Origin of the sequence: Maribacter sp. (genome assembly GCF_039974175.1) — a bacterium.
Taxonomy (GTDB): domain Bacteria; phylum Bacteroidota; class Bacteroidia; order Flavobacteriales; family Flavobacteriaceae; genus Maribacter_C.
Map to the genome: position 1 here is coordinate 824,584 of NZ_JBDWJN010000010.1, position 21,948 is coordinate 846,531.

Sequence of the window (21,948 nt, forward strand, 5' to 3'; positions counted from 1 at the left end):
ATAGAATGACACAAAGATGCTTAGAGGCCAAAGACTATCCTTAAAAAACATACTCAGTTGTTGCATTTCTGTACTGAGGTGTAGTTTCTAGGCCTTGAATGGGCTTAGGGTGTCATTGGTTTGAAACCTACGATTTTCGAAGGTAATCGTCCGTTCCGTCTAACCAATCTTTTCGAATGGGGGCCCAAGTATCGATTTCTTCTACATCGCCGATCATCAATGCTTCGTGAGGCAGATGGGCAGGAATGACCACAGACTCCCCAGCCTGCAAATCCAATTCTTGCTCTTTATTCGCCCCGAACCAAAAGCGGATGGTGCCTGAAATCACTTGGGTAATCTGTTCGTTTTCATGCTGGTGCAAGGGCACTAGAAACCCGTCTTGAAATTGCATTCGGGCTATCATTACCTTTTCACCATACACTAGTTTCCGTTGCATTTTGGGGGCAACTTGCTCCGTGGGCACATCATTCCAATGTATTTTATTTACCATACCTATGCTCTAAATTTGTTGTTAGTATACGCAGCTGCTATTGTCAGCTTTCACATAATAGTCCTTGTAGTTTTTGGCCTTCTTATCCATGCAACCACACAAATCGAGTAATTCGATAGCTTTAAAATCAATGGGGTGTGTTTCTGCCTGAATCGAAATATAGCCTTCTTTCAAAGGCTTTCCTTCTTCGTAGGCGTTTTCGTTATATCCGCCAATGTTGCCGCCTCCAATGGTGGGTTTATTGAATTCTAGTACCACCTGACCTTCCATGATATGTTGCACCAAAGAATCTCCAAGTACCAGAGCTTCAACTTCTACCCATTGATCTCCATGATAGGTTTTGGAGCTAGAACCAATGCAATGTGGTCGAAACAAAGAGTCGCCCATTACCACATTCGTACCTGGGGTACATAAATTTGCAGTGGTGCGGTCGTCGGTGCCTCCACCTCCCAAAAGCTGCAATTCTAAGGAAATCGGAAAATCTTGATCGAGCCCCAGTGTCGATGGCTCCTGGCAATGCAGCATCAAACCATTATTGCGAAAGGCCCAAGCGGGACCATTGGTCATCTGTTCACCAACAAAACGGTAGGTAGCTCTAAGCTTATAGTGTGAGAATTTTTGCTTGTAGTACAAGTGGCCAAAATTGCCCTTAAAAGTATCTTTTTCGGCATACCGAACGCGTAGCAGACTGTCTTCATAGACAAATCTGTTTTTATGGTTAACCCCCAATTCATAGCCCGCGAACTTCGGCGTCCAATCCCCATAGTTAGCCCCATCGAATAGTGAAAGCCATTCTTCTGTATTATCGTGTTTGGGTTGTTCTTTGCAGGAAATGCAGAGGAGCATACCGAAAACAGCTAAACTAAGAATAGCGATGAAATGTTTAAAAGTATTGCGATTCATATTCGTACCTTTTTAATGAGAACAAAAGATAGGATTAATTTTATTGAGCTTCAACCGCTGTTCTAACTTTTTGCCTAGTGGCATTCGAGCCCTGCTACCCTACTCAGAATGCGCCTGGTTGGTCTTTAGCGCTGGAGAAGATTTTTTTCCTGTGCTTTCAGGGGATGCACTCCTGCAGTTTTCTTTCCTCCGAACGTCTAACTTTACTAGTTCGCTTGACTTCGCGCTAATGTTTTTAGTACTTTTAACAAGTGGGTATACAAAAAGTTCTTAATCGTTTTCTTCTTGTCATTTACAGACTATTTACCACCTGCTTATCCATTTTAGCGATTCTACTAATTGCTATAGTATTGATTACTAGCGCCACTCATATGCGCTTAAATAGCTATCTGATACTAGGCTTAATTGCACTAGTATTGCTGCTGGCGAACTATTTTACAAAAAGAGCAAAAAAATTCACCCAACAAAAAACATCTTCATCGGTACTGTTTGTTGAAATATTAAAATTAGGCGTGGGAATAGCAGTCTTTGCCATAGTTTCCCTGGGTTTAATACATCGAGATGGTTTCACATTAAGTGTGGTCGAAACAGAAGGAACAGATGAAACGGTTCAACTAGTAACCGATAGTACAGATACCGGAAATTCCAAATACTATTTAAGTCAACAAACCTGGAGAGATTTTAATAAACAAAAACACAGTTTGCCTTTTAAAGTTCAATATGAAGCTGTTTTAAACGCTCATAAAAATCGAAATGCTTTTGCAATTACGCCTAGTTTTTCTTGGGGGATTTTTTATAAATATGTAGTAGATCATGATACCCCTTTGGTCGAAGAATTGTCACTTGCTTTCTATAACTATCAGAAAGAAAAGAATATGAGTAGAAGAGATTTTGCAGAGCTCATTATTTCTGCTATCCAAGACATACCGTATAGTCTACTACTATCAGATGAATGTAAGAAATCAGATGTACAACCCTGTTTTAGTCATATAAAATTGGGGGTTTTGGCACCTGCAGAATTTGTCTCTAGCTTAAGGGCAGATTGCGACACCAGAACCTTGTTGATTTATACCCTACTTTCAAGATTTAATTATGATGTTGCTATACTAAATAGTGAAAAATACTTGCATTCTGTAATCGGTTTAAATATTCCGTCTACCGGAAAATACAAAACTCTAAAAAATAAAAAATACTATTTTGTTGAAACCACGGCAAGAGGATGCCCTATTGGCTATCTTCCAAATGATGTTTCTAATATTAGCTATTGGACCTTTGTCTTAATTCATAACCAACAACTATAAATATGGAATTGTTTTATCTCGCGCTCATCCAAATAATGATCTCCATAATTTTGGCGATTGTTATCTTTTTTATCTCTTATAAAATATTAATTAAACTATTTAAACTTGAAGAAAGTGAATTTAACAATGATAATCTAGCACTAAGTATCTTCTTTTCTGGTATTATTTTTAGCGTTGGCTATTTGTTAAGCGGCATCATACCTTCCATTATCAATGCGATACAGCTCATCAAAATACATTCAGAGGGAAACCTGTTTGTAGAAGTTTTAAAATACTCTTCGATGTGTTTGTTTGTAGGGTTTTTGGCAATTTCAACAATACAAATTAGTTCCTTTCTATTGGTAAAAACAATGACCAAACATATCAAAGAAGTGGAGCAATTGAAACAAAATAACTTATCGGTATCTATTCTTTTGGTGAGTATTCTTATTTCAATTACCCTAATATCTGCGGATAGTCTAATATTTCTTCTAGAAACCTTTTTACCGCAACCTGAGTTTATTCAATACAATTGAGCCTTGCTTTTTAAGGCTACGTCTATGCGAGCTTAGAATGTTTCAACCGGCACAAGTGCGGTTTTTACTTCACGCAGCTTTTTCGAAATATCAGTCCAAGCAAAAAGTACTTGGTCACCTATCAATTCCATTTGTGGAAAACCTGACTGACGAGAACTAAACAGCTCACTTAGTACAAGCGGGCTCCCTTGCGTTCCATCAGCATGCACCTTAACGGCTTTGAGGTATGCTTTTTCTCCGTCGGCTTCCATCCAGCTTACTATGGCCGTCTCCTTATCCAAGAGTACCACATCAACTCTTCCAATAGCCTTGGTTTCGCTGACTAGGATTGGTTGACTAAAATTGACACCATCATCTTCGGAAAATACCAACTGCACCTTGGGCCTTTCATTGGCCCCGCTAAACCACGCCACCGCCAAAATATGCTCGAGTACCGCGGCCTTGGGTCCGTTTACAGGACAACCATTTATTTTCCATCCGTCAGCATAAATCGTTTTTGGAGCCGACCAGCTGCCATTTTCCCAACGTACAATACTCATATCGCGTACTTCCGTATCTGAACGATCACGGTAGACCACTACTGGTCCGTTGGTGGTAATTGCAGCTGTTGTTTGACAACAATCGCAGGCACGATTATCAAGTTCCGCTTCATTTTGTATTTCGCCCGATGGAGAAACCTCGGCCGCCCGTATAGTCATCGCCCCACGATTGCCGTGTTCATCTTCCATTGTATTTCGACCATCTAACCAGGTGATAAAGAAGCCTTCTTTATAAGGTAAGGCGGTTACGAATCCGTGTTCTGTGGGTGTGCCATCGGTGTGCAAGGGCAGATTTGTTTGCCATTGTGATGCTCCGGCCTGACGCAGATTCAATTTTACATCATAAGAATAGGTGCCCGCTGAAGATTTTTTTAACACATGGGAAAGCAAGTTACCATTCTGCTCTGCGATTGCCGGAAAATCAGCCCAATTCACAAACCAATCCGAGCCTTGTAGTATGGCCTGCGGTTTTTGCCATTCACCATTTACCAGCTCAGCATATTTCAGTTCGGTTAGGCTATCCCCTACTTTCTCCACCCAAGAAAGGAGGGTTTTATCTTCATTGGCATATAAAAAAGGGAGTGAACTATTCGCGCCGACAGGGGAAGCCACGAATGTAATCGGATCGACTTTCTTTTTGGTCTTCTGGGTACAGCCAGGGAACAGCACAATTGAAAAGAACATACATACTACGTATCGCATTATTGAATGGCCTTTAGCTTGTTAATGATTTCAGGAGTATCCCAATCGGTAGCACCATCAATACGTAGTATCTCTTTACCTGCCTCATTATAGATAAAAGTTGCTGGTAGGGCGTTTATGGCAAAATCGGCCATTGCTCCGTTAAATTTTACATAGTTGAAATCGAAGTCTTTCTTTTCTTTAAAGGCCTTGATTTTTTCCATAGATTGATCTGATGCCAATAGAAAAACATAGTTGTCATTTTGTAGTGCAGCTTCCGCTTTCAAGAGTGCAGGCATTTCTTCAATACAAGGCCTACACCAGGTAGCCCAAAAGTTGAGGAGGACCTTTTTTCCTGTATAATCGGAAAGTTCAATCGGGTTGCCGTCGAGATCTTCAAAGGTGCTTCTTGGTTCAAGCTCTACAGGTGGTGCGCTTACCACGCTTTCCTTTTGCACCGCTTCTTTAGGTCCTTCTTTGCATGTACAAAACGTTAGAAGGCAGAGAGCGAAAAGAATTGATTTTTGTTTCATAGGTTTTCAATACGTGCTGAATCAGATAGGGTTTTTGATTGTTTTGGCGACCTTGCCAGTTCGAAAGTACCAAAAATTACCAGCAATTAAAACCACTTCTCAAAGCAATTGATTCTTCTAATGCTAGTATTTCAATTATAGATTTCTCGAAAGCTTCTTTTGGTATTTTGATTGTATAATGTCGATCACCACCAAGACTACAATCACGAAGTAGAAGGTGGTTTTACTCATCGGTGTGACTTCATTGCCAAAGAGCTTTAGATGAGCCAAGTGCCCGCCTTCAGATAACAACATAATACCGACTATAAAAAGGATAAATAGCCCCAATACTTCATACATTCTATTCTTTTTTAAGAAAGTCGTTACGCGACCCGACAGCCAAATCATCAAAATCCCACCAATAATAATGGCAGTTGCCATTACCCAGAATACATTGGTAAGTGCCATGGCGCTCAGTATAGAATCAAAGGAGAAAACGATGTTCATGATGACAATTGAGAATATGATCATATTGATACTCTTTGGTTTTGCGTCATGTGAACCGTGCGCTTCTTCCAAACTCAACATATGCCAGATTTCCTTAACAGCAGTATACATGATAAAAACACCTCCCGCCAAAACAATCAAACTATGAATATTGAAATGACCCTCTAAAATATCGGTAAAATCAAAACCGAAAATGGGATCTTGAAAATAGGCGATTACGCGAATGAGCACAAACAAGAGCACAATACGCAATACGATCGCCATACCAATACCGATGGTACGCACCCGACTCTGTTTTTCTTCTGGTGCACGTTTCGATTCAAGTGAAATGTACAGTAGGTTGTCTAGACCTAAAACCGCTTGTAAAAGCGTAAGCATGGCTAATGTGATAAAATTGTCGATGGTAAAAAGACCTTCCATAACTATTGGGGTTTATTTGGTGTTTATTTTAAAAATGCCAAATATAATGGAATTCATAAAATTGAACTGGTTTCGATGCACTCTTGTTCAAGCTATTGAAGAGGTAAATTGTTTGCAACTGGGTTCGCCTTTCTTCCTTTTTGTTTTACTTTTGCGGGATGTTTAAAAAGCACATTCCACAGGTCGAATTTGTTGCACTCATGGCCTCCCTCATGGCCACTGTTGCCTTGGCCATCGATGCCCTCTTACCAGCACTTGATATCATAGGGTTTTCAGTTGGAAGTGTTTCGGTGGCAGATAACCAGCAGATTATTATCATGATCTTTTTAGGCCTCGGAATCGGGCCTCTGGTATTCGGACCCATTTCAGATAGTATCGGTCGTAAGCCGGTAGTGTATATGGGGTTCTTTCTCTTTATACTATCGAGCTTCATGTGTGTCTTTGCCCAGAATTTAACGGTTTTAATTATTGGTCGTGTTTTGCAGGGCATCGCCCTTTCAGCACCTCGTACGATTAGTATTGCCATTATACGCGACACCTATAGTGGAGATCATATGGCACGGGTTATGTCATTTGTAACTGTGGTTTTTCTATTGGTACCGGTCATTGCCCCTGCTCTTGGCAAACTGATTTTAGATGCCTACAACTGGCAGGCCATTTTTTATGTGCAAATTGTATTCGCGATGCTGGTGGGTATATGGTTTTGGAAACGTCAACCAGAAACCCTACGAGAAGAAAATACTGTAAAGTTTAGCGCTCATATTTTTACCGACGGTTTGCGTGAGCTTTTGAAATACAAACAAACCATGGGCTACACGTTTATCTCAGGATTTATAGTGGGTTCTTTTCTGGTCTACCTGAGTACGGCCCAACAGGTATTTCAAGAACAATACGGACTTAAAGAAGAGTTTCCCTATATCTTTGCGGGGCTAGCAATTTCGATTGGTGCGGCCACTTTTTTAAACGGCAGCTTCGTACTTAAATTTGGCATGAAGAAATTGATCACCGTCTTTTTGATTTCCTTTTTCCTAATTTCATTGAGCTATGTCATACTATTCTTTGGTAAAAGCAACCCTAGTATCGAAATCCTTTTATTGTTTTTGGCGGCCCAGTTCTTTTCCATCAGTTTCCTTTTTGGAAATCTTAGGTCTGCAGCCATGCAGCCTATTGGGCATATCGCTGGTATAGGAGCGGCCATTACTGGCTTCATTTCTACTTTGATGTCTGTTCCGATTAGCACCTACATCGGTAGCTTTGTCGATGACTCGGTACTACCCCTCTTCTTGGGTTTTTTCGTTTGCGCATTTTTGTCTTTACTGATTTTGGTCTATCTGAAGGTTGCCGAGAAAAAGAAGATCGCAACACCTGGGCTTAGCGCTAAGAGCTAGTGCCTTGGAATTTCAAACCAAGACAAAGAACCTAGGTTTTGATTACGAAAACGTTGCGAACCTCGCTCTCTTATTTGCGATTGACCAGCCATTGCTTAAACCCTAGATTGAGGAGCAAGCCTCCGATAATCATAGCCATTCCGACAATACTCCATATGGTATAGGTTTCACCCAAAAAGCCGACACCAACAAGTATGGCAAAAACCACTTCTACATATTTGATGGGAGCGATAATATTCGTTTCTCCTAGTTGAAAGGCCTTGGTCATGAATAGCTGGCCAAAATAGCCAAAAACCCCTAGACTCAACAACAATAGTAGATCTGTGAAATTTGGAGTTTTCCAATAGAAAATTGACAATACCCCCCCAATTATCATGGCGATACACATGAAGTAGTTTACGATCACCACCGGATGTTCACTCAGACCAATCTTTCGAATAACGACATAGACCAATCCACTAAAAACCGAAGCCAACAGCACCAGTATCAAACCAATAAGGGGAATACTGTTGTCAAAGCCTTTTAAAACCAATACTCCTAAAAAAGAAAGTACGAAAAACAGCCATTGTATGGGGCGTACATTTTCCTTTAAAAGCAGAATAGCGAATACCGCGGCGAAGATTGGAGCAATATAGCGTAAAGCAACAGCCGAACCAATGGGGATATAATGAACGGCTATAAAAAACAATAGCATGGAAGTAGATCCGAATACGCCCCTTGTGATCAAAAGCTTCCGATTAGTACCGAGTATGGGTATACCCCTGCTTAGAAGAAAGCCGAATGTAAAAAACAACGAACCGATAGATCTAAAAAAGACCAGCTGGGGTCCACTATAATCCGTAAGGTATTTGAGGAGTCCGTTCATGCCTGTAAAGGCAATGGTGCTAAGCACCATGAACAAGATGGCTTTCTTTAGGTTCAAAAGGCTGAATTAATACTGTTACAAAGATAACCGAATATGTAGCGTATGGAAAAACAAAAGTCGCAACAAAATGCGACTAATATGGGTTAGGTAACCTACCCTTAAAAAAATAGACGAACGAGTTCAACAATTGCGAGCACTGGCAACATAATCTTCCACACTTTGCTGTAACTGGTTAAACTTTACCAGTTGCTCTCTAGCGCTTTCGACATAGGCCTCTACCGATTTCTTCCGACTCTTTAAAGAGCGAATGATTTGGGTATTCGCATCGTTTAGGGTTTCGAGTCCGCTTCTAAGCGATTCAATACGTTCGAACAAACTATAGGTTCTCGGTTCGCAGATGTAGGAATTGAGTTTGCTCTTTAATTGACGTAGATCTTTTTGATTGCGCTCTAATCGCATAACCAGCGCACCTTTTTCAACTTCTATTAGGTCAGAGTTCATTGCAGCAGGGTTTAAAGATTGTACATAATACCAAGGGGTACTATAAGTTACGAAAAATAACAATATAAAGACGTAGGTAACTCCCATAAAACCAGACTTTAACAATAAATTGATATTCTATTTAAGTTTAAGAGGTTTAAATTTGCTTTTAGGTGCTATCCTTCTTAATTTGAAGAAAAATCTTAAACTATGAATATCAACTTTGAATACCACGCGGTAAAAGCAAGCAATCGGCTAGAGATTTTGGCAGCTGATAAACTTGACAAGCTCTTGAACAAATTTGATTTCGTGGTTCGGGCCGATGTTTTTCTAAAAAAGGAAAATACAAGCCAACCCGATACGGGAAAAATTTGCGGCATTCGGCTTAGCACCCCTGGCCCCAGGCTTTTTGCAGAATCAAGTAGTGCAACCTTTGAGGCTTCTATTGCAGAGTCGGTCATGGAGCTAGAACGGCAACTCGATCGACGCAAGGCAAAAATGAAAACGTATTGATTTTAAAAATGGAAGTTCGACGAGCTTAATTCGCTTAGTCTTGATTATCTGAAGTATCTTCAAACTCCGTACCGACGTAGGTCGCTTTATTCAGACGATTTGAAAATGGATTGTACTTTAAATCACGAAGTAGCATCTTTCTTTTGCGTTCCGAAATATCAAGTGTATCTAAAATACTTAGCTTTCGTTCGGTCTCCGCGATACGCTGTTGTCTTTTCTTTAGGCGCTCTTCTTCTGAACTAGCAATTTCACTGTCAAATCGAGACATGACGGTATGGCGTTGTACCTTGACATTACTTTTGTCTATTTTAAGCGTAGCTATCTTTTTAACTGTAGCGGGTTTAGAAACGGTTTGTTGTGCCAATATGGATGCAGTTCCCATAAGAAAAGCACACAGACCTAAGGTCAGAATACGTGAAATTTTCATATCAATTCAAATAGTGTGTCTCCTTTAAAATTACGAAAAAAGCCCGGTACCACCATAAATTGTTCAAATCTGATTCCGCCATCGATTTTTATAAACCATTAATCGATAGTTGCGCAATCATAGCAGGGAGAAATTACAGATGTTGGCGGCAGTAATCTTTAACTTTAGATGGTCAATTGGTACTACTCTTCGATATCCTCATAAGTGTTTTTGACCAAAAGTGCCTTTTGCAAGCGTTTTGAAACTCCATTCTTATAAAGATCGCGTAGTAACTTAAGTCGTTTGCGTTCTGGAATATCAAGCGTGTCTATGATGCTACGTGTATGCGCAATTTCTGCCTTGCGTTTTTCATTGTGGTGGAGAAAATTAGGTTCAAACTTGAACATAACGGGTCCGTCTTCTTCTTCTGTAGCTTTGGGCGCTTCATTTTTTTTGTGCGACACCTGGGCATTGACAGCCATTGTGGTTATCATGCAAAAACAGCTGCACAGGAATACAAGTATTGTTTTCTTCATCTTCAAAGGATATCGTAGTTCTGACTACAAGGTATAAAAATCATTGGAAGAAGGCCTAAAACTTGGCAAACCCAACACGACAACGGCCTAATACCTCAGTTGAACGATGTTAAAAAACGTTTATCTTTGGCAAGAATATTGAACACCCTTATGTATGAAATATCAAATCACGGTTCTCTTGCTCCTTTTTTCAGTGCTATACGCCACGGCGCAAAGCAAGCTGCAGATCTCGTCGGCCAAGGTAAGTTTTGTCTTTGAGAATAACAATGTAGATGGGACCCTAGCGGGCTTTCATTCGGACTCAAGCATAGACTTCGACCAGATCGAAAACTCCAAGCTCAAAGGTTCTGTTAAGGTTGAAACCATTAGCACCGGTAACTCGATTAGAAATTGGTCGTTAAGACGTAGTAAATACTTTGATGCTGACAGTTACCCCACCATCACTTTCGAAAGTACTTCGGTGCAACAAGAGGGCAATAGTATTAAGGTAGACGGTAAATTAACGATTAGAGATGTCACCAAAAACATTACATTTCGCTTCGAAAGAAATGACAAACAACTTGTTGGTAAAACGACACTTTACAGCTCAGACTATGGAATTTTTATCAAAAAAGACCGGGCGAAAAACAAGGTTTTGGTCAAACTTGAATTTCAATTGAAGTAGCCTTTCAATACCAAAATCACAGGCTGTTCATATTTTTTCTTTCCGCACTTACCCAAAGATAAAATGATTGCTACATTTGTGCTCTTAAAATCGCACCTATGTGGATTTGGATAATTTTTATTACTTGTATTTTGGTCTTCCTAGCCCTAGACCTTGGGGTGTTCAATAAAGAAAACCATGTCATCAAAACCAAAGAGGCAAGCATATGGACAGCCATTTGGGTAACTGTAGCACTTAGTTTTAGTGGTGTAATCTATTGGTTGTTTGCTAATGGATTGGTCGACAATCCTACGGGACTAACAGCCAACACGGCAGTTCTTAAATACATCACGGGTTATCTTATAGAGTTATCGTTGAGCGTTGACAATGTCTTTGTAATCGCTGTTATTTTCAGCTCTTTTAAAGTTCCACCGATTTACCAGCATCGTGTTTTGTTTTGGGGCATTCTTGGAGCTATTATTTTTCGAGCCATCATGATTTTCTTTGGCGTTGCCTTGATTACGCGTTTCGAATGGATTATTTACGTTTTCGGAGTATTTCTACTCTATACTGCTTTTAAAATGCTTCAGGGTGAGGAAGAAGAATTCAATCCTAAAAAGTCGTTTGTCTTTCGGCAGATCAAGAAAATATACCCCATCACCGGAAGCATTCAAGGCGAAGACTTCTTTGTAAGACGTATGGGAATAAAGGCCGCTACCCCCCTCTTTGTAGCGCTCATCGTGATAGAGCTAACCGATATTCTTTTCGCCTTAGATAGTATTCCTGCAATACTGGCCATAACGGCAGATCCTTTTCTTGTTTTTAGTTCGAATATTTTGGCGATTATGGGCTTGCGCTCTATGTATTTCTTAATTTCAAGAATGTTAGAGAAATTCCGTTTTATTAATTACAGCCTGGTCGTGATCTTAGCCTTCGTGGGTTTAAAAATGCTTTTATCACATTACCTTCATTTAGCTGAATGGGTTTCGCTGACCGTTATTTTAGTGGCCCTAGTGGGTGGCGTTGTTGCTTCGTTGGCAATTCCGGAGAAAGAATAAGCCGAGCGTGGCGCCAAGATGACTACGCCCGTTCAAACCATACCATAATTTTTGAAGCGCCGGTTTAAGAAAGAAGCTTTTGTACTTGACGTTTTAATCCATTAAGTACTACGCCTTATTCGCAAATAGGGCATCATAAATTTTCTGTACACCCCAATTGCCAATTGGAAAATACAAAGCAAAGAACAAGGCCATTCCTAAAGCAAAGTTGCGTTCATTGAACAATTGGTCTAGTAAATTATTCGGGTAAGCATAGGAGGATTCTAGTGCATACCCTCCAAATTCTAAAAGACACATGGCTATAAGTCCGTAGGCATATTGCATGTGAAAGGGAAGTTTTCGCAGTAAGAGCGAAATGGGCACCATGTATAAAATATAGCAAGTAATCACCTGCCACCAATAGGTAAATCTGGCAATCTCAACTTGGGCACCAAACCAATCCATTAACATTCCCCAAGAAAAATAGACAATACAATACATCGCTATTAGGCGTTTATCTACATTCAATTTGGACTTCGCCCACGCTATAAAATCGTTCATTTGTTAGCTTGTTATTTGGTAAACTTTAATTTTTCTTTTTCAATTCATGTCCCGATATACCTGCTTTTATCAAGTATACCAAGCCAGCCATAGTGATACAAAGCGATATGGTGCCCGCTAAGACCCATTCATACCATGGCGCCCCTGTATGCTTTAAAAAGCCACTTTCGATCATACAGCACAGTCCGAAACCGAAGAGCAGTGCGCCCAAGGTGCCTTTGACAAACCATTCTCTTTTTAGCTTTTTTCGATTTGGCATCTGTGGCGCTTTTAGGTATCCGCCAGCTTTAATGCTATTATCTGCAGGGCGTCTTTTACCGTTTGCATTTCATCCATATCTTCATTTTCAAGTCGTATATCAAAAGCGTCTTCTACATCTAAAACGATGTCAACCAGATTCGCCGAATTGATATTTAGTTCCTTGGTAAAATGACTCTCTTCAGTGATATCTTCTACCGAAACATCTTCTGGAAGATAGATCTTTATGATTTCTTTTAATTTACTATAGCGTTCTTCTTTGGGCATTTAGTTTTGATTTAAGGCAACGACATTCCAGAAAACGAATTTGGAATTTAAAATTTGTTACTTCTGACATTCAGTCGGAATAAGACTTAAAAATAACACAAGCATTTACATCTCCAAAGCCAAAACTTGCCTTTGCTATAATTTTTGGGGAATGTGCTTGCGTTTCTCTAGGGATTCTTGATGTATCTACGAGCTTCGCAATCTCCGGATGTATCTCTTGGCAATTGGCATTTCCAAATAGCTGCTCCTTGCTAAACTGCAGTACCACACCTACCGATTCAATGCTGCCAGAAGCCGCCAAACAATGCCCAAAAAGACCTTTGAAAGAATTGACATAGGGGAAGTCTTTACCTTTGCGATCAAGCGCCTTGGCCCAATTCTCAATCTCAGTAGGGTCTTTGGCGGTAGCAGTCAGATGTCCGTTGATACTATCCACATCTGAGTTTTGAATTCTGGCATGTACGAGGGCTTCACGAATGCAACGTTGTACCGCCACACTGTTTGCCGCGGTCATGCTGCCTTCACCGCGCTGTCCGCCACTATTAACTGCACCTCCTAGAACTTCTGCATAGATTTTTGCGCCGCGTTTCAAAGCACTTTCCAGCGACTCTAAAACCAAGGCCCCTGCACCACTACCTGGTACGAAACCGGCAGCAGTAGCGCTCATGGGGCGACTTGCCTCTGTCGGGTTGGCGTTGTACTGACGTGGTAAGATGCGCATCGCATCGAACCCGCCCCAGACATACGGACCACTATCACTGCAGCTTCCGGTTAGTACACGCTGCGCTTTGCCCGAAGCAATGCGGTCATAGGCCATAAGTATGCCTTCGGTTCCTGTGGTACAGGCCGAGGAGTTCGTGGTCACCTGATTACCACATCCGAAAATACCTCCGAGATAAGCACTGATGCCACTTGCCATAGTCTGCAATACTGTCGTGCTTCCCAAACGCCTCACATTTTGCGAATCTACCAAATGAATCGACTCACGAAATTTGTCAACACCAAGAATCCCTGTTCCGAAAATAATACCGCTATCCCAGTCGGGAGTATCTTTTTCGGCAATGGGGAGTCGCGCATCATTCCAAGCATCCGTTCCGGCTATGACCCCATACAGAATACCGCTAGCGTTTAATCCACGAAGCTGTAAAGGGGTAAAATATTGACTGATCAAATCATCGGTAAGTTGGGGTTCGCCAGCGACTTGACAACCGAATTTTAGGTCTTCCAAGGTTTTATGAAACCGTATTCCACTTATTCCATCTTGCAAGGCCTTGGTAAATTCTTGTAAGCCAACGCCGTTAGGGGCACAAACGCCCAGCCCAGTAATTACAACGCGCTCACCCATTTTTGTTTGATTTGAGCATGCCTGAAATCGTGCCCTTGCATACCAATACACCTGCCGAGTTATGCATTTTAACCTTGCACTTTAGCTTATGGAATCTAAAGTAAATTTTTTCAGCGGTGACCACCACTTTTTCATTCGGAAAAACGGGCTCATAGAATTCCATTTCAGAACTGCTTAACCCAATTTGGATATGATCTCCTAAGGTAATTTCATCTTCACTCAACAAATAAATACCAAGAGCAACAACCCCAATTTGTGCACAACATTCTGTAAGGATAACTCCGGGTGTAACGGGATTGTGCTTAAAGTGCCCCTTGTAGAAATCGGCCTCGGCATCAAATACATAAGTACCTTTTATACCATCTTCATCGACATCTATTATGTCATCTACAAAAAGGAAGGGTTTTGTATAGGGGAGTTTCTGTATGATTTCTTCGTACTTCATAACTATTGCAGGCTTTCACCTCCATCTACTTTAATGACCGTACCGTTTATCCATTGCGCCTCTTTGGTGGTAAGCAAATAAGCCACATTCGCTACGTCTTCAGGCCTGGTTAGACGGTTGAATGGATTACGCCTTAAGGCATTTTCTTTTAGCGCTTGATTCCCTGGAATCATTTGAAATGACTTGGTATCGGTTAGCCCTGCCTGAATGCAATTGGCCTTAATGCCCAAAGGAGCAAATTCTAATGCCATGTTACGGGTTAGCGATTCTAAAGCGGCCTTTGCAACAGAAACAGCGCCGTAATTGTTCCATGCTTTTGTATTGCCTTCGCTAGTAAAGGAAACGATTCGCGCATCGGCAGCAAAGAGTTGTGCTGCAACCAAGGCTTTGGTCCAATCATACAAACTCAGGGCCATGGCATCTAGCGTAATCTGGAAATCTTGATGGCTTAGTTCGACATTAGCTGCAGACTGCATGGGCTTTAAACTTCCCTTAGCAATACTATGAATCAATACCTTTATTTTATTGGAATCTCCTAAAAGCGATTGTATTTCTTGAATCAATGCATTTCGCTTCTCGTTATTTGTCGCGTCGGCATTGAAGGTTTTCAGCTGTACCCCAGTTGTAGTAATCTCCTTAAAATGCTTCTCAATTTCATCTAAATCAGCCCTTCTATCGCGATGCACAATCAACAGATTGAATCGGTGCGACGCTAATTTCTTAGCGGTAGCCAAACCAAGTCCGCTACTGCCTCCCAAAATCAAAGCCCAGAGAACCTCTTCCCCTTTGTCACCTCCTCCAGCGAAAGAAGCATTATCTTTTAAACCATTTTTCATATCACTCTTTTAAGCCCTTCATATGACCCAGGGAGGAGAAGAAAATCTTACCACTCCAACAAAACGCGCTGTGCCGAGAAACCCGGACCGAAGCTCAATATTAAACCTTGCTCTCCTTCTTGAATGTCTTTTTGAAGAAAACGCTCCAACACGTATAGTACGGTAGCACTACTCATGTTTCCGTAAGCTCGTAATACTTCGCGCGTGTCGTCTATATTCTTTCCTAATTTGCCAAATAGTTCTTCTACCGTCTGTACAATTTTACGCCCTCCCGGGTGAAATATCAAATGCTGCACCTGCCCTATTGAGCTACCACTCCGCTCTAAAAAAGGATGCACAATCTCAGGAAAATGCATGGCTATGGTTTCAGGTACAGCAGGATCAAGTATCATCTTTAATCCGTGGTTGGTCAAGTCAAAGCCCATCATATGAGTGGCGTCCTTAAAGTGATACATCTCCTCTCTAACTATTTTAGGGCCTGGTGCGTCAGCCTCCGAAGATAATAAAACACAGGCGGCGCCATCACCAAAAATAGCAGCACTTACCATGTTCGCCATAGAATGGTCATTGAGCTGAAAAGTAGCGGTCGGACTCTCAACCGCAATCAACGCAATTCGTTTATTCGGATTTGATTTTAGAAAATTCTGGGCATAAATCAATCCTGATACGCCGGCCGCACAGCCCATTTCGGTTACAGGTAGCCTAACAATATCTTGTTTAAGGCCCAAATCATTAATGAGATAGGCGTCAAGGGAAGGTATCATAATACCCGTACAACTAACGGTAATGATATAGTCGAGCGAATCAGCCTGCCATCCGCTTTGTGCCAAAGCTTTTTGCAAAACAGCTTTCCCCAATTTCTTAACCTCACGAACGTAAATGCTATTCTTTTCTTCAAAGGAAGTGGCTGTAAAAACCTCTTCGATATTCATAATGCCGTAACGCTTGTCGACAGCGGCACCTTCAAATATTTTGATCACTTTGCGGCGAAAGCGTTCGTCTTCATCAGCCAGCCAAAGCTCAACAAAAGGGAGTATTTCTTGGGTGCTACGACAGTATTCTGGCAATTCTTTGGCAACGGTAACTATTCGTGTTTCGTTCATATTTTAGGTAAGTCGATTGGGTTCCATAATCCATACATAGCGAAAAGCCCATTTCCATTGGATGTCATGTCTGCTGTTTGGTAGGCTTTTGGAATAGCGAATTAAATCGGATTTTATGAAACCTTTACTAATAGAAATCAATCCGTCGATTTTAGCGGTTTCCGTTTTTATAAAAATAAGGCTAAAGAGTTTAAAAAGATAATATGCCCAACGGCTTCTGTGCAGGTCATTGATAATAACCCCAATTCGTGCCAGTTCATTGAATTTCTCAAGAAAGTGCAACAAGTCTTTGTTAACGAAATGATGCATGGTCAACGTATTTATAATGATATCGCAGTTCAAATCACTTTGTTGTAGTGCCAGAATATCTCGATGTTGGTATTCAATTTCAGGATAGCCATGGGAAGCCTCTTCCGCCAATTGCAGGGCATCAGCATTCAAATCAATGCCAATAAGGCGCACTTCGATATGCTGCTTTCTGCACAAATGCGCTACTTCTCGCAACATATTACCATCACCACAGCCCATATCAACTATGGTATACCCTGGTTGCGGATTTTCGGCAATGAGTTTGGCGACGGCATTCACCGTAATGGCATTACCCCCTAAAATGGTATTTACACGATTGATATCGTCAAAAACAATACGCAGTCTTTGGAGTCCCTCGCGAAAGTCATCCATCAATTCAGGCTGATTGCTTCTTTCTGATAAATCTATTAGCATGCTATGGGTTTTCCGTGGGTATTTCGTATTAATTTTCGAAGCAGGCCCGGCGAAGTGGTCACCATTTTCAAAGCGAGTTTGGATAAGTTCTCGCTTAATAAAAGGGCTTGTAATTGCCTCCCCATCCAAAGGCGGCTTTTGAAGGAAGTGCTCCAGGCTGTTGTATAGTCGCTTTCGAGTTGTGTTCTGCTGTATCTTTCTTCGGTCAAATAGTTATGAATGTATTCCGAAGCGATCTTTGCGGAATGAATTGCCATAGCCATACCATTTCCACACAAGGGGTGTATTAAGCCTGCGGTATCTCCGCACATAATAATGTGGTTTTCCACAGATTGCTTCGCTGCGAAGGATAGCTGTGCGATAGTGATGGGTTGGTTGAAAATTGGGGTAGCCTTTGCTAAGAAGTCATTTAGAAACGGATTTTTCGCCACTACCTTTGCGTTGAAACCAGCAACGCTCTTTTCTTCTTGGAAGCTTTTATAAGAAGCGAGATAGCAAAAATTAACTGCGCCTGTCTCGGTTTTTGACAAACCAGCATACCCCCCTTTAAAATTATGCAAGGCCACTTGGTTTTCTGGAAAGGCATCCCATTGGTAATGTGCCTTTACCCCCAACCAGGCAGATTTTCGCTGTATAAAATCTCGATTCAACTGTTTGTCAATAGTGCTTCGTTTTCCATATGCACCAATGGCTATTCTTGAACTGAAGGTGGTATTGTTGGCTGTAGTGACCAGAAAAGAATCATCAGCATAGGCAATAGCTGTTGCTGATTCAAACGCGAACTGCACTCCATTTTCAAGCGCCTTTTCATACAGCAGTGCATCAAAGCGATAACGACTTATGCCTATACCTCCTAAAGGTAATTTTGCATGAGTAGCTTTACCAGAAACGGTACTCAGCTGAAGTTTGTCGATCTGTACAGCACGCGAATTCTTTAAGGGTACTCCCAGCTTATTTAAATACGGAATGATTTCGTTAGACACATACTCACCGCAAACCTTATGATGTGGATAAGGATTCTTCTCCAATACTAAAACTTCATGTTTTTCTTGGGACAGATGGATAGCAGCGGTCAAACCAGCAAGGCCACCACCAATAATTATAACGTCATAGTCGTACACTAACGAAAGATAAGTATTTAGGGATAAAAAAGAAATCCCAACCATTGGGTCGGGATTTTTTCAAAACATATCACATTTCGTGAATTAGTTTGTACTTCTTTTGGCCTCCTCTTTCAACTCAGCGCTTGCCACGATAGCCAATTCTACACGTCTATTAGTAGCTTTGCCCTCTTTGGTAGCATTATCACCTTTGGGCTGGTTCTCGCCATACCATTTGGTGGTGAATCGCTTCGCCGATAGGCCTTTGGCGATCAGATATTTGGTAACAGACAAGGCACGTTGTTCAGACAATTGCATGTTGTAATCATCAGGTCCGGCACTATCGGTATGGCCTTCGACCAAGATGTCAGAGTTCGGGTATTCTTCAAAAATTGCTGCTAATTTATCAAGTGTAGTTGCCGATGTACCTTTTACATTTGACTTATTGGTGTCAAAATAAACACCAGCATCTTCATTAAAGGTTACGTTGATGCCTTCGCCAACACGAGTCACCTCAGCTCCTGGAATTTCCTCTTCTATACGCTCTGCTTGACGATCCATACGATTACCGATATACCCACCTGCAGCACCTCCAATTACAGCACCTAAGATAGCACCCAAGGCCGTATTGCCTTTACCAACATTATTTCCGATAACACCACCGATAACGGCTCCACCAGCAGCGCCGATTCCGGCACCTTTTTGAGTTTTGTTTGCATTTTTATATGCGTTACAACCTATTAATAGGGTAAACGCCATGAACAGTGAAATACTTTTTAAGTTTAATTTGCGCATCATTCTATCTTTTTGTGAATTCATAAACTACGGTAACAGTCTCTCCATCTACCGAAACATTTGACTTTAAGGTCATTGCTTGCGCGGTTAATGAAGCTATGTTCAATCTATATCCTCTGCCACCCCCAATGTCTTTCAACTTTTCGTCAATAAACTTGAACTGCAGTTGATTTGGACTACCATCTACAACAGACCATCGAATAAATCGATCTCCTCCGTTACAGAGCGTAGACGCATTGATGGTGTAGCGACCTGTACTATTGTTGTCTCTAAAAAACCATCCACTGCCTTCAAAGCAGATATCTTTTGCATCATTAAAAAGGGTCGACTGAAAATTTCCTGTGTTGTTTTCGTAACGAATGTTATCAAGTGTCCAGGAACCACTCAATAAATTACGTTGTCCTCGCGCCGCTTTGGAGACAGAACATGCCGTAGCGAACATTGCAAGCGCCGCCAAAGCTAAAATTGATTTTCTCATATACTAGATTTAGGTTATACTCGATAATCGAGATTAAAAAGTTTCGGGGGAATACCCGAATTGGTTTTCTATATACGGAAGTATTGGCATAAAGGATGTGCTACACTAGTAAACTTTTTGTTAAGGGAGTTTAAAGTGATCTCTTCAAGCCGATTGCCTTACTATGACAATTAAAAACCTGTTTAGTACGCGAGTAAATCAAGAAGTGCCGCACCAAATCGCTCTTTGGGTAAGTAGTTATTTTCCAAACTTTTAGCGAAAGGTATCGGGGTTTCCATACTTGCGACCCGTTTTACAGGCGCATCCAAAGATTCGAAACAATTCTCCATAACCAAGGCAGAAATATCGCTTGCAACACCACCAAACAAACTATCTTCTTGTAGAATAATGAGTTTTCCTGTCTTCCTTACAGAGGTATATACGGCATCGATATCTAAGGGTGACAAGCTGCGCAAATCGATCAAATCAGCCTGTACTTCAAGATGGTTTTCTAAGGTTTCTAAAGCCCAGTGTACGCCAGCCCCGTAAGAAACTATGGTGATATCATTGCCTTCTTTTAAAAGACTTGCCTTACCCAAGGGAATGGTATAATAGTCAGACGGCACATTTTGGTAACTGCTTCTATATAAACCTTTATGTTCAAAAAACAGCACGGGATTGGGGTCGTTAATGGCGGTATTCAATAAGCCTTTGGCATCTTTTGGAAAGGCAGGATAGACTACTTTTAAGCCAGGGGTTTTCGTAAACCAAGCTTCATTTGTTTGCGAATGGAAAGGTCCGGCACTTACACCTCCTCCACAAGGCATGCGAATAACCACATCTGCTTTTTCACCCCATCGATAGTGTGATTTAGCAAGGTAGTTTACGATCGGATTAAAGCCAGAACTTGCGAAATCTGCAAATTGCATTTCCATAACCGCCTTCATACCATTGATTGATAGGCCCATCGCAGCCGAAACGATAGCCGATTCACAAATGGGGGTATTGCGAACACGTGCTTTACCAAAAGCCGCTACAAAACCATCTGTAACCTTAAAAACGCCGCCGTAATCAGCAATATCTTGCCCCATAATAACAAGGTTATCATGTTTTTCCATCGATTGGCGTAGGCCATTGGAAACGGCATCTACCAAACGAATATTTTCTACGACACTTCCTGGTTTAAATTCTTCATAATCAAATGGTTTGTAAACATCATCTAATTCTTTAGTTATATTAGAATCAACTTCACCTTCATCAAAAGCTAACTTTAAATTCTCGTCGATTTCGTGAACAATTTTCTTCTTTATTTTAACCTCCTCTTCCTCAGACAGAATATTTTCTTTTCTTAGAAATTCAGCGTAATTCTCTAAGGGGTCTTTGGCTCCCCAGGCATCCATGAGTTTTTGGGGCACATATTTGGTACCACTAGCCTCTTCGTGACCCCGCATACGAAAGGTTTTAAACTCCAAAAGCACTGGTGCGGGTTTCTTACGCATCCTTTTGCAAATCTTGTCGACCGTTGTATAGACTTCCAGTATGTTATTTCCGTCTATGATATGAGATTCTATACCGTACCCCTTTCCCTTATCGGCAAGGTGTTCGCATTTATACTGCTCGGAAGTAGGGGTTGACAAGCCGTATCCATTATTCTCGATACAAAATAAAACCGGAAGATTCCAAACGGCGGCTACGTTAAGCGCTTCGTGAAAGTCACCCTCGCTGGTTCCACCTTCTCCCGTAAATACAGCAGTGACCCGATTGTTGTTTTTTAACAGATCAGCCAAGGCAATACCATCGGCTACGCCTAACTGCGGACCTAAATGCGAAATCATTCCGACAATATTGAACTCTTGGGTGCCAAAATGAAAGCTACGGTCACGCCCATTGGTAAAACCACTTGATTTGCCTTGCCATTGGGCAAAAAGGCGATGTAAAGGAATATTTCTTGTTGTAAAAACACCTAGATTTCGATGCATAGGCAAGATGTACTCTTCATTTTGCATAGCACTGGTAACTCCTACTGAGATTGCCTCTTGTCCGATACCGCTAAACCATTTTGAAATCTTTCCCTGACGTAACAAGATCAACATCTTCTCCTCAATCATTCGGGGCTTTAGCATACGCTCGTAAAGACTGATTTGAGTTGTGCGGGTTATTTTGGCGTTTTGGTACTTCATGTTATATTTTAAAGCAGTTTTATTCAAAAACGAGATAAATTTAACAATAAAGAATACAATACGGGCCAAAAGATTGGAGAAGCAGCAGCATTATTTCTTAACTTTGAAATAGAACGCGATTCTACGAATTAAATTGATTAAA

General features: G+C 41.2%; 27 protein-coding genes. 6 read left to right on the forward strand and 21 right to left on the reverse strand.

Features of this window, described 5'->3' with window-relative positions:
* Nucleotides 1–127: 127 nt before the first annotated feature.
* Together ABJN95_RS12770 and ABJN95_RS12775 are read right to left on the reverse strand one after the other, a co-directional pair.
* Nucleotides 128–490 carry a cupin domain-containing protein gene (locus ABJN95_RS12770; protein ID WP_348370796.1) on the reverse strand — a complete coding sequence of 121 codons (363 nt, stop codon included), beginning with the start codon at nucleotides 488–490 and terminating at the stop codon, nucleotides 128–130.
* 21 nt (nucleotides 491–511) lie between these two features.
* Nucleotides 512–1,393, reverse strand: a complete 882-nt coding sequence (locus tag ABJN95_RS12775; protein ID WP_348370797.1) for a DUF1080 domain-containing protein — start codon at nucleotides 1,391–1,393, stop codon at nucleotides 512–514.
* Between the two features lie 371 nt (nucleotides 1,394–1,764).
* On the opposite strand from ABJN95_RS12775, the gene ABJN95_RS12780 reads away from it, so the two are divergent.
* Both ABJN95_RS12780 and ABJN95_RS12785 read left to right on the forward strand, forming a co-directional pair.
* Entirely contained in the window at nucleotides 1,765–2,694 is a 930-nt protein-coding gene (locus ABJN95_RS12780; RefSeq protein WP_348370798.1) for a hypothetical protein, read from the forward strand.
* A gap of 2 nt (nucleotides 2,695–2,696) precedes the next feature.
* The gene (locus ABJN95_RS12785) at nucleotides 2,697–3,209 is read left to right on the forward strand and encodes a DUF350 domain-containing protein (RefSeq protein WP_348370799.1); all 513 of its coding nucleotides are present in this window, start codon (nucleotides 2,697–2,699) and stop codon (nucleotides 3,207–3,209) included.
* A gap of 32 nt (nucleotides 3,210–3,241) precedes the next feature.
* On the opposite strand, the gene ABJN95_RS12790 is transcribed toward ABJN95_RS12785, so the two are convergent.
* The 3 genes from ABJN95_RS12790 to ABJN95_RS12800 form a co-directional block, all read right to left on the reverse strand.
* Nucleotides 3,242–4,450 carry a hypothetical protein gene (locus ABJN95_RS12790; protein ID WP_348370800.1) on the reverse strand — a complete coding sequence of 403 codons (1,209 nt, stop codon included), beginning with the start codon at nucleotides 4,448–4,450 and terminating at the stop codon, nucleotides 3,242–3,244.
* Nucleotides 4,450–4,962: a TlpA disulfide reductase family protein gene (locus ABJN95_RS12795; RefSeq protein ID WP_348370801.1), complete on the reverse strand. Its 513-nt coding sequence runs from the start codon at nucleotides 4,960–4,962 to the stop codon at nucleotides 4,450–4,452. The genes ABJN95_RS12790 and ABJN95_RS12795 overlap by 1 nt, the downstream gene beginning before the upstream one ends.
* A gap of 135 nt (nucleotides 4,963–5,097) precedes the next feature.
* The gene (locus ABJN95_RS12800) at nucleotides 5,098–5,868 is read right to left on the reverse strand and encodes a TerC family protein (RefSeq protein WP_348370802.1); all 771 of its coding nucleotides are present in this window, start codon (nucleotides 5,866–5,868) and stop codon (nucleotides 5,098–5,100) included.
* A 158-nt stretch (nucleotides 5,869–6,026) separates the two neighbouring features.
* Here ABJN95_RS12800 and ABJN95_RS12805 point away from each other — a divergent pair, with 158 nt between their 5' ends.
* Nucleotides 6,027–7,256, forward strand: coding sequence for a multidrug effflux MFS transporter (locus ABJN95_RS12805; protein ID WP_348370803.1), 1,230 nt, complete (start codon nucleotides 6,027–6,029; stop codon nucleotides 7,254–7,256).
* A 70-nt stretch (nucleotides 7,257–7,326) separates the two neighbouring features.
* Here the strand turns inward: ABJN95_RS12805 and ABJN95_RS12810 are convergent, their stop codons facing one another.
* Entirely contained in the window at nucleotides 7,327–8,178 is an 852-nt protein-coding gene (locus ABJN95_RS12810; protein ID WP_348370804.1) for a DMT family transporter, read from the reverse strand.
* Between the two features lie 123 nt (nucleotides 8,179–8,301).
* Nucleotides 8,302–8,622 (reverse strand): hypothetical protein, encoded by a 321-nt coding sequence (locus ABJN95_RS12815; RefSeq protein WP_348370805.1) that lies wholly within the window; start codon nucleotides 8,620–8,622, stop codon nucleotides 8,302–8,304.
* A 189-nt stretch (nucleotides 8,623–8,811) separates the two neighbouring features.
* Here ABJN95_RS12815 and ABJN95_RS12820 point away from each other — a divergent pair, with 189 nt between their 5' ends.
* Entirely contained in the window at nucleotides 8,812–9,114 is a 303-nt protein-coding gene (locus tag ABJN95_RS12820) for an HPF/RaiA family ribosome-associated protein (protein WP_348370806.1), read from the forward strand.
* A gap of 34 nt (nucleotides 9,115–9,148) precedes the next feature.
* On the opposite strand, the gene ABJN95_RS12825 is transcribed toward ABJN95_RS12820, so the two are convergent.
* Nucleotides 9,149–9,541: a hypothetical protein gene (locus tag ABJN95_RS12825; RefSeq protein ID WP_348370807.1), complete on the reverse strand. Its 393-nt coding sequence runs from the start codon at nucleotides 9,539–9,541 to the stop codon at nucleotides 9,149–9,151.
* Nucleotides 9,542–9,723: 182 nt separating this feature from the next.
* Nucleotides 9,724–10,014 (reverse strand): hypothetical protein, encoded by a 291-nt coding sequence (locus ABJN95_RS12830; protein WP_348370808.1) that lies wholly within the window; start codon nucleotides 10,012–10,014, stop codon nucleotides 9,724–9,726.
* A 196-nt stretch (nucleotides 10,015–10,210) separates the two neighbouring features.
* Between ABJN95_RS12830 and ABJN95_RS12835 the strand changes: the two genes are divergently transcribed.
* Together ABJN95_RS12835 and ABJN95_RS12840 are read left to right on the forward strand one after the other, a co-directional pair.
* A complete protein-coding gene (locus ABJN95_RS12835; protein ID WP_348370809.1) occupies nucleotides 10,211–10,720 on the forward strand; it encodes a YceI family protein in 510 nt (169 codons plus the stop codon).
* A 98-nt stretch (nucleotides 10,721–10,818) separates the two neighbouring features.
* Entirely contained in the window at nucleotides 10,819–11,757 is a 939-nt protein-coding gene (locus tag ABJN95_RS12840; protein ID WP_348370810.1) for a TerC family protein, read from the forward strand.
* Between the two features lie 108 nt (nucleotides 11,758–11,865).
* Here the strand turns inward: ABJN95_RS12840 and ABJN95_RS12845 are convergent, their stop codons facing one another.
* The 12 genes from ABJN95_RS12845 to ABJN95_RS12900 all read right to left on the reverse strand — a co-directional run bounded on the left by ABJN95_RS12845 (nucleotide 11,866) and on the right by ABJN95_RS12900 (nucleotide 21,806).
* Nucleotides 11,866–12,297 (reverse strand): hypothetical protein, encoded by a 432-nt coding sequence (locus tag ABJN95_RS12845; RefSeq protein WP_348370811.1) that lies wholly within the window; start codon nucleotides 12,295–12,297, stop codon nucleotides 11,866–11,868.
* Between the two features lie 25 nt (nucleotides 12,298–12,322).
* On the reverse strand, nucleotides 12,323–12,556 hold the full coding sequence (locus tag ABJN95_RS12850) for a hypothetical protein (RefSeq protein WP_348370812.1): 234 nt from the start codon (nucleotides 12,554–12,556) through the stop codon (nucleotides 12,323–12,325).
* An 11-nt stretch (nucleotides 12,557–12,567) separates the two neighbouring features.
* Nucleotides 12,568–12,822 (reverse strand): phosphopantetheine-binding protein, encoded by a 255-nt coding sequence (locus ABJN95_RS12855; protein ID WP_348370813.1) that lies wholly within the window; start codon nucleotides 12,820–12,822, stop codon nucleotides 12,568–12,570.
* Between the two features lie 70 nt (nucleotides 12,823–12,892).
* Entirely contained in the window at nucleotides 12,893–14,167 is a 1,275-nt protein-coding gene (locus tag ABJN95_RS12860; RefSeq protein WP_348370814.1) for a beta-ketoacyl-[acyl-carrier-protein] synthase family protein, read from the reverse strand.
* Nucleotides 14,160–14,612, reverse strand: a complete 453-nt coding sequence (locus tag ABJN95_RS12865; RefSeq protein WP_348370815.1) for a hydroxymyristoyl-ACP dehydratase — start codon at nucleotides 14,610–14,612, stop codon at nucleotides 14,160–14,162. Before ABJN95_RS12865 ends, ABJN95_RS12860 begins: the two co-directional genes overlap by 8 nt.
* A 2-nt stretch (nucleotides 14,613–14,614) precedes the next feature.
* Nucleotides 14,615–15,448 carry an SDR family oxidoreductase gene (locus ABJN95_RS12870; RefSeq protein WP_348370816.1) on the reverse strand — a complete coding sequence of 278 codons (834 nt, stop codon included), beginning with the start codon at nucleotides 15,446–15,448 and terminating at the stop codon, nucleotides 14,615–14,617.
* Between the two features lie 47 nt (nucleotides 15,449–15,495).
* Nucleotides 15,496–16,551: a type III polyketide synthase gene (locus ABJN95_RS12875; protein ID WP_348370817.1), complete on the reverse strand. Its 1,056-nt coding sequence runs from the start codon at nucleotides 16,549–16,551 to the stop codon at nucleotides 15,496–15,498.
* Between the two features lie 3 nt (nucleotides 16,552–16,554).
* Entirely contained in the window at nucleotides 16,555–17,274 is a 720-nt protein-coding gene (locus tag ABJN95_RS12880) for a methyltransferase domain-containing protein (RefSeq protein ID WP_348370818.1), read from the reverse strand.
* Entirely contained in the window at nucleotides 17,268–18,395 is a 1,128-nt protein-coding gene (locus ABJN95_RS12885; protein ID WP_348370819.1) for an NAD(P)/FAD-dependent oxidoreductase, read from the reverse strand. The genes ABJN95_RS12880 and ABJN95_RS12885 overlap by 7 nt, the downstream gene beginning before the upstream one ends.
* A gap of 84 nt (nucleotides 18,396–18,479) precedes the next feature.
* Nucleotides 18,480–19,169: an OmpA family protein gene (locus ABJN95_RS12890; RefSeq protein WP_348371736.1), complete on the reverse strand. Its 690-nt coding sequence runs from the start codon at nucleotides 19,167–19,169 to the stop codon at nucleotides 18,480–18,482.
* Between the two features lie 4 nt (nucleotides 19,170–19,173).
* Nucleotides 19,174–19,647, reverse strand: coding sequence for a lipocalin family protein (locus ABJN95_RS12895; RefSeq protein ID WP_348370820.1), 474 nt, complete (start codon nucleotides 19,645–19,647; stop codon nucleotides 19,174–19,176).
* Nucleotides 19,648–19,829: 182 nt separating this feature from the next.
* Nucleotides 19,830–21,806 carry a dehydrogenase E1 component subunit alpha/beta gene (locus ABJN95_RS12900; protein ID WP_348370821.1) on the reverse strand — a complete coding sequence of 659 codons (1,977 nt, stop codon included), beginning with the start codon at nucleotides 21,804–21,806 and terminating at the stop codon, nucleotides 19,830–19,832.
* Between the last annotated feature and the right edge of the window lie 142 nt (nucleotides 21,807–21,948).

What these genes read in the sequence shown, in the direction of transcription:
- ABJN95_RS12770 (WP_348370796.1), bottom strand. Translation starts at nt 490, where the DNA reads ATGGTAAATAAAATACATTGGAATGATGTGCCCACGGAGCAAGTTGCC.
- ABJN95_RS12775 (WP_348370797.1), bottom strand. Translation starts at nt 1,393, where the DNA reads ATGAATCGCAATACTTTTAAACATTTCATCGCTATTCTTAGTTTAGCT.
- ABJN95_RS12780 (WP_348370798.1), top strand. Translation starts at nt 1,765, where the DNA reads ATGCGCTTAAATAGCTATCTGATACTAGGCTTAATTGCACTAGTATTG.
- ABJN95_RS12785 (WP_348370799.1), top strand. Translation starts at nt 2,697, where the DNA reads ATGGAATTGTTTTATCTCGCGCTCATCCAAATAATGATCTCCATAATT.
- ABJN95_RS12790 (WP_348370800.1), bottom strand. Translation starts at nt 4,450, where the DNA reads ATGCGATACGTAGTATGTATGTTCTTTTCAATTGTGCTGTTCCCTGGC.
- ABJN95_RS12795 (WP_348370801.1), bottom strand. Translation starts at nt 4,962, where the DNA reads ATGAAACAAAAATCAATTCTTTTCGCTCTCTGCCTTCTAACGTTTTGT.
- ABJN95_RS12800 (WP_348370802.1), bottom strand. Translation starts at nt 5,868, where the DNA reads ATGGAAGGTCTTTTTACCATCGACAATTTTATCACATTAGCCATGCTT.
- ABJN95_RS12805 (WP_348370803.1), top strand. Translation starts at nt 6,027, where the DNA reads ATGTTTAAAAAGCACATTCCACAGGTCGAATTTGTTGCACTCATGGCC.
- ABJN95_RS12815 (WP_348370805.1), bottom strand. Translation starts at nt 8,622, where the DNA reads ATGAACTCTGACCTAATAGAAGTTGAAAAAGGTGCGCTGGTTATGCGA.
- ABJN95_RS12820 (WP_348370806.1), top strand. Translation starts at nt 8,812, where the DNA reads ATGAATATCAACTTTGAATACCACGCGGTAAAAGCAAGCAATCGGCTA.
- ABJN95_RS12825 (WP_348370807.1), bottom strand. Translation starts at nt 9,541, where the DNA reads ATGAAAATTTCACGTATTCTGACCTTAGGTCTGTGTGCTTTTCTTATG.
- ABJN95_RS12830 (WP_348370808.1), bottom strand. Translation starts at nt 10,014, where the DNA reads ATGATAACCACAATGGCTGTCAATGCCCAGGTGTCGCACAAAAAAAAT.
- ABJN95_RS12835 (WP_348370809.1), top strand. Translation starts at nt 10,211, where the DNA reads ATGAAATATCAAATCACGGTTCTCTTGCTCCTTTTTTCAGTGCTATAC.
- ABJN95_RS12840 (WP_348370810.1), top strand. Translation starts at nt 10,819, where the DNA reads ATGTGGATTTGGATAATTTTTATTACTTGTATTTTGGTCTTCCTAGCC.
- ABJN95_RS12845 (WP_348370811.1), bottom strand. Translation starts at nt 12,297, where the DNA reads ATGAACGATTTTATAGCGTGGGCGAAGTCCAAATTGAATGTAGATAAA.
- ABJN95_RS12850 (WP_348370812.1), bottom strand. Translation starts at nt 12,556, where the DNA reads ATGCCAAATCGAAAAAAGCTAAAAAGAGAATGGTTTGTCAAAGGCACC.
- ABJN95_RS12855 (WP_348370813.1), bottom strand. Translation starts at nt 12,822, where the DNA reads ATGCCCAAAGAAGAACGCTATAGTAAATTAAAAGAAATCATAAAGATC.
- ABJN95_RS12860 (WP_348370814.1), bottom strand. Translation starts at nt 14,167, where the DNA reads ATGGGTGAGCGCGTTGTAATTACTGGGCTGGGCGTTTGTGCCCCTAAC.
- ABJN95_RS12865 (WP_348370815.1), bottom strand. Translation starts at nt 14,612, where the DNA reads ATGAAGTACGAAGAAATCATACAGAAACTCCCCTATACAAAACCCTTC.
- ABJN95_RS12870 (WP_348370816.1), bottom strand. Translation starts at nt 15,448, where the DNA reads ATGAAAAATGGTTTAAAAGATAATGCTTCTTTCGCTGGAGGAGGTGAC.
- ABJN95_RS12875 (WP_348370817.1), bottom strand. Translation starts at nt 16,551, where the DNA reads ATGAACGAAACACGAATAGTTACCGTTGCCAAAGAATTGCCAGAATAC.
- ABJN95_RS12880 (WP_348370818.1), bottom strand. Translation starts at nt 17,274, where the DNA reads ATGCTAATAGATTTATCAGAAAGAAGCAATCAGCCTGAATTGATGGAT.
- ABJN95_RS12890 (WP_348371736.1), bottom strand. Translation starts at nt 19,169, where the DNA reads ATGCGCAAATTAAACTTAAAAAGTATTTCACTGTTCATGGCGTTTACC.
- ABJN95_RS12895 (WP_348370820.1), bottom strand. Translation starts at nt 19,647, where the DNA reads ATGAGAAAATCAATTTTAGCTTTGGCGGCGCTTGCAATGTTCGCTACG.
- ABJN95_RS12900 (WP_348370821.1), bottom strand. Translation starts at nt 21,806, where the DNA reads ATGAAGTACCAAAACGCCAAAATAACCCGCACAACTCAAATCAGTCTT.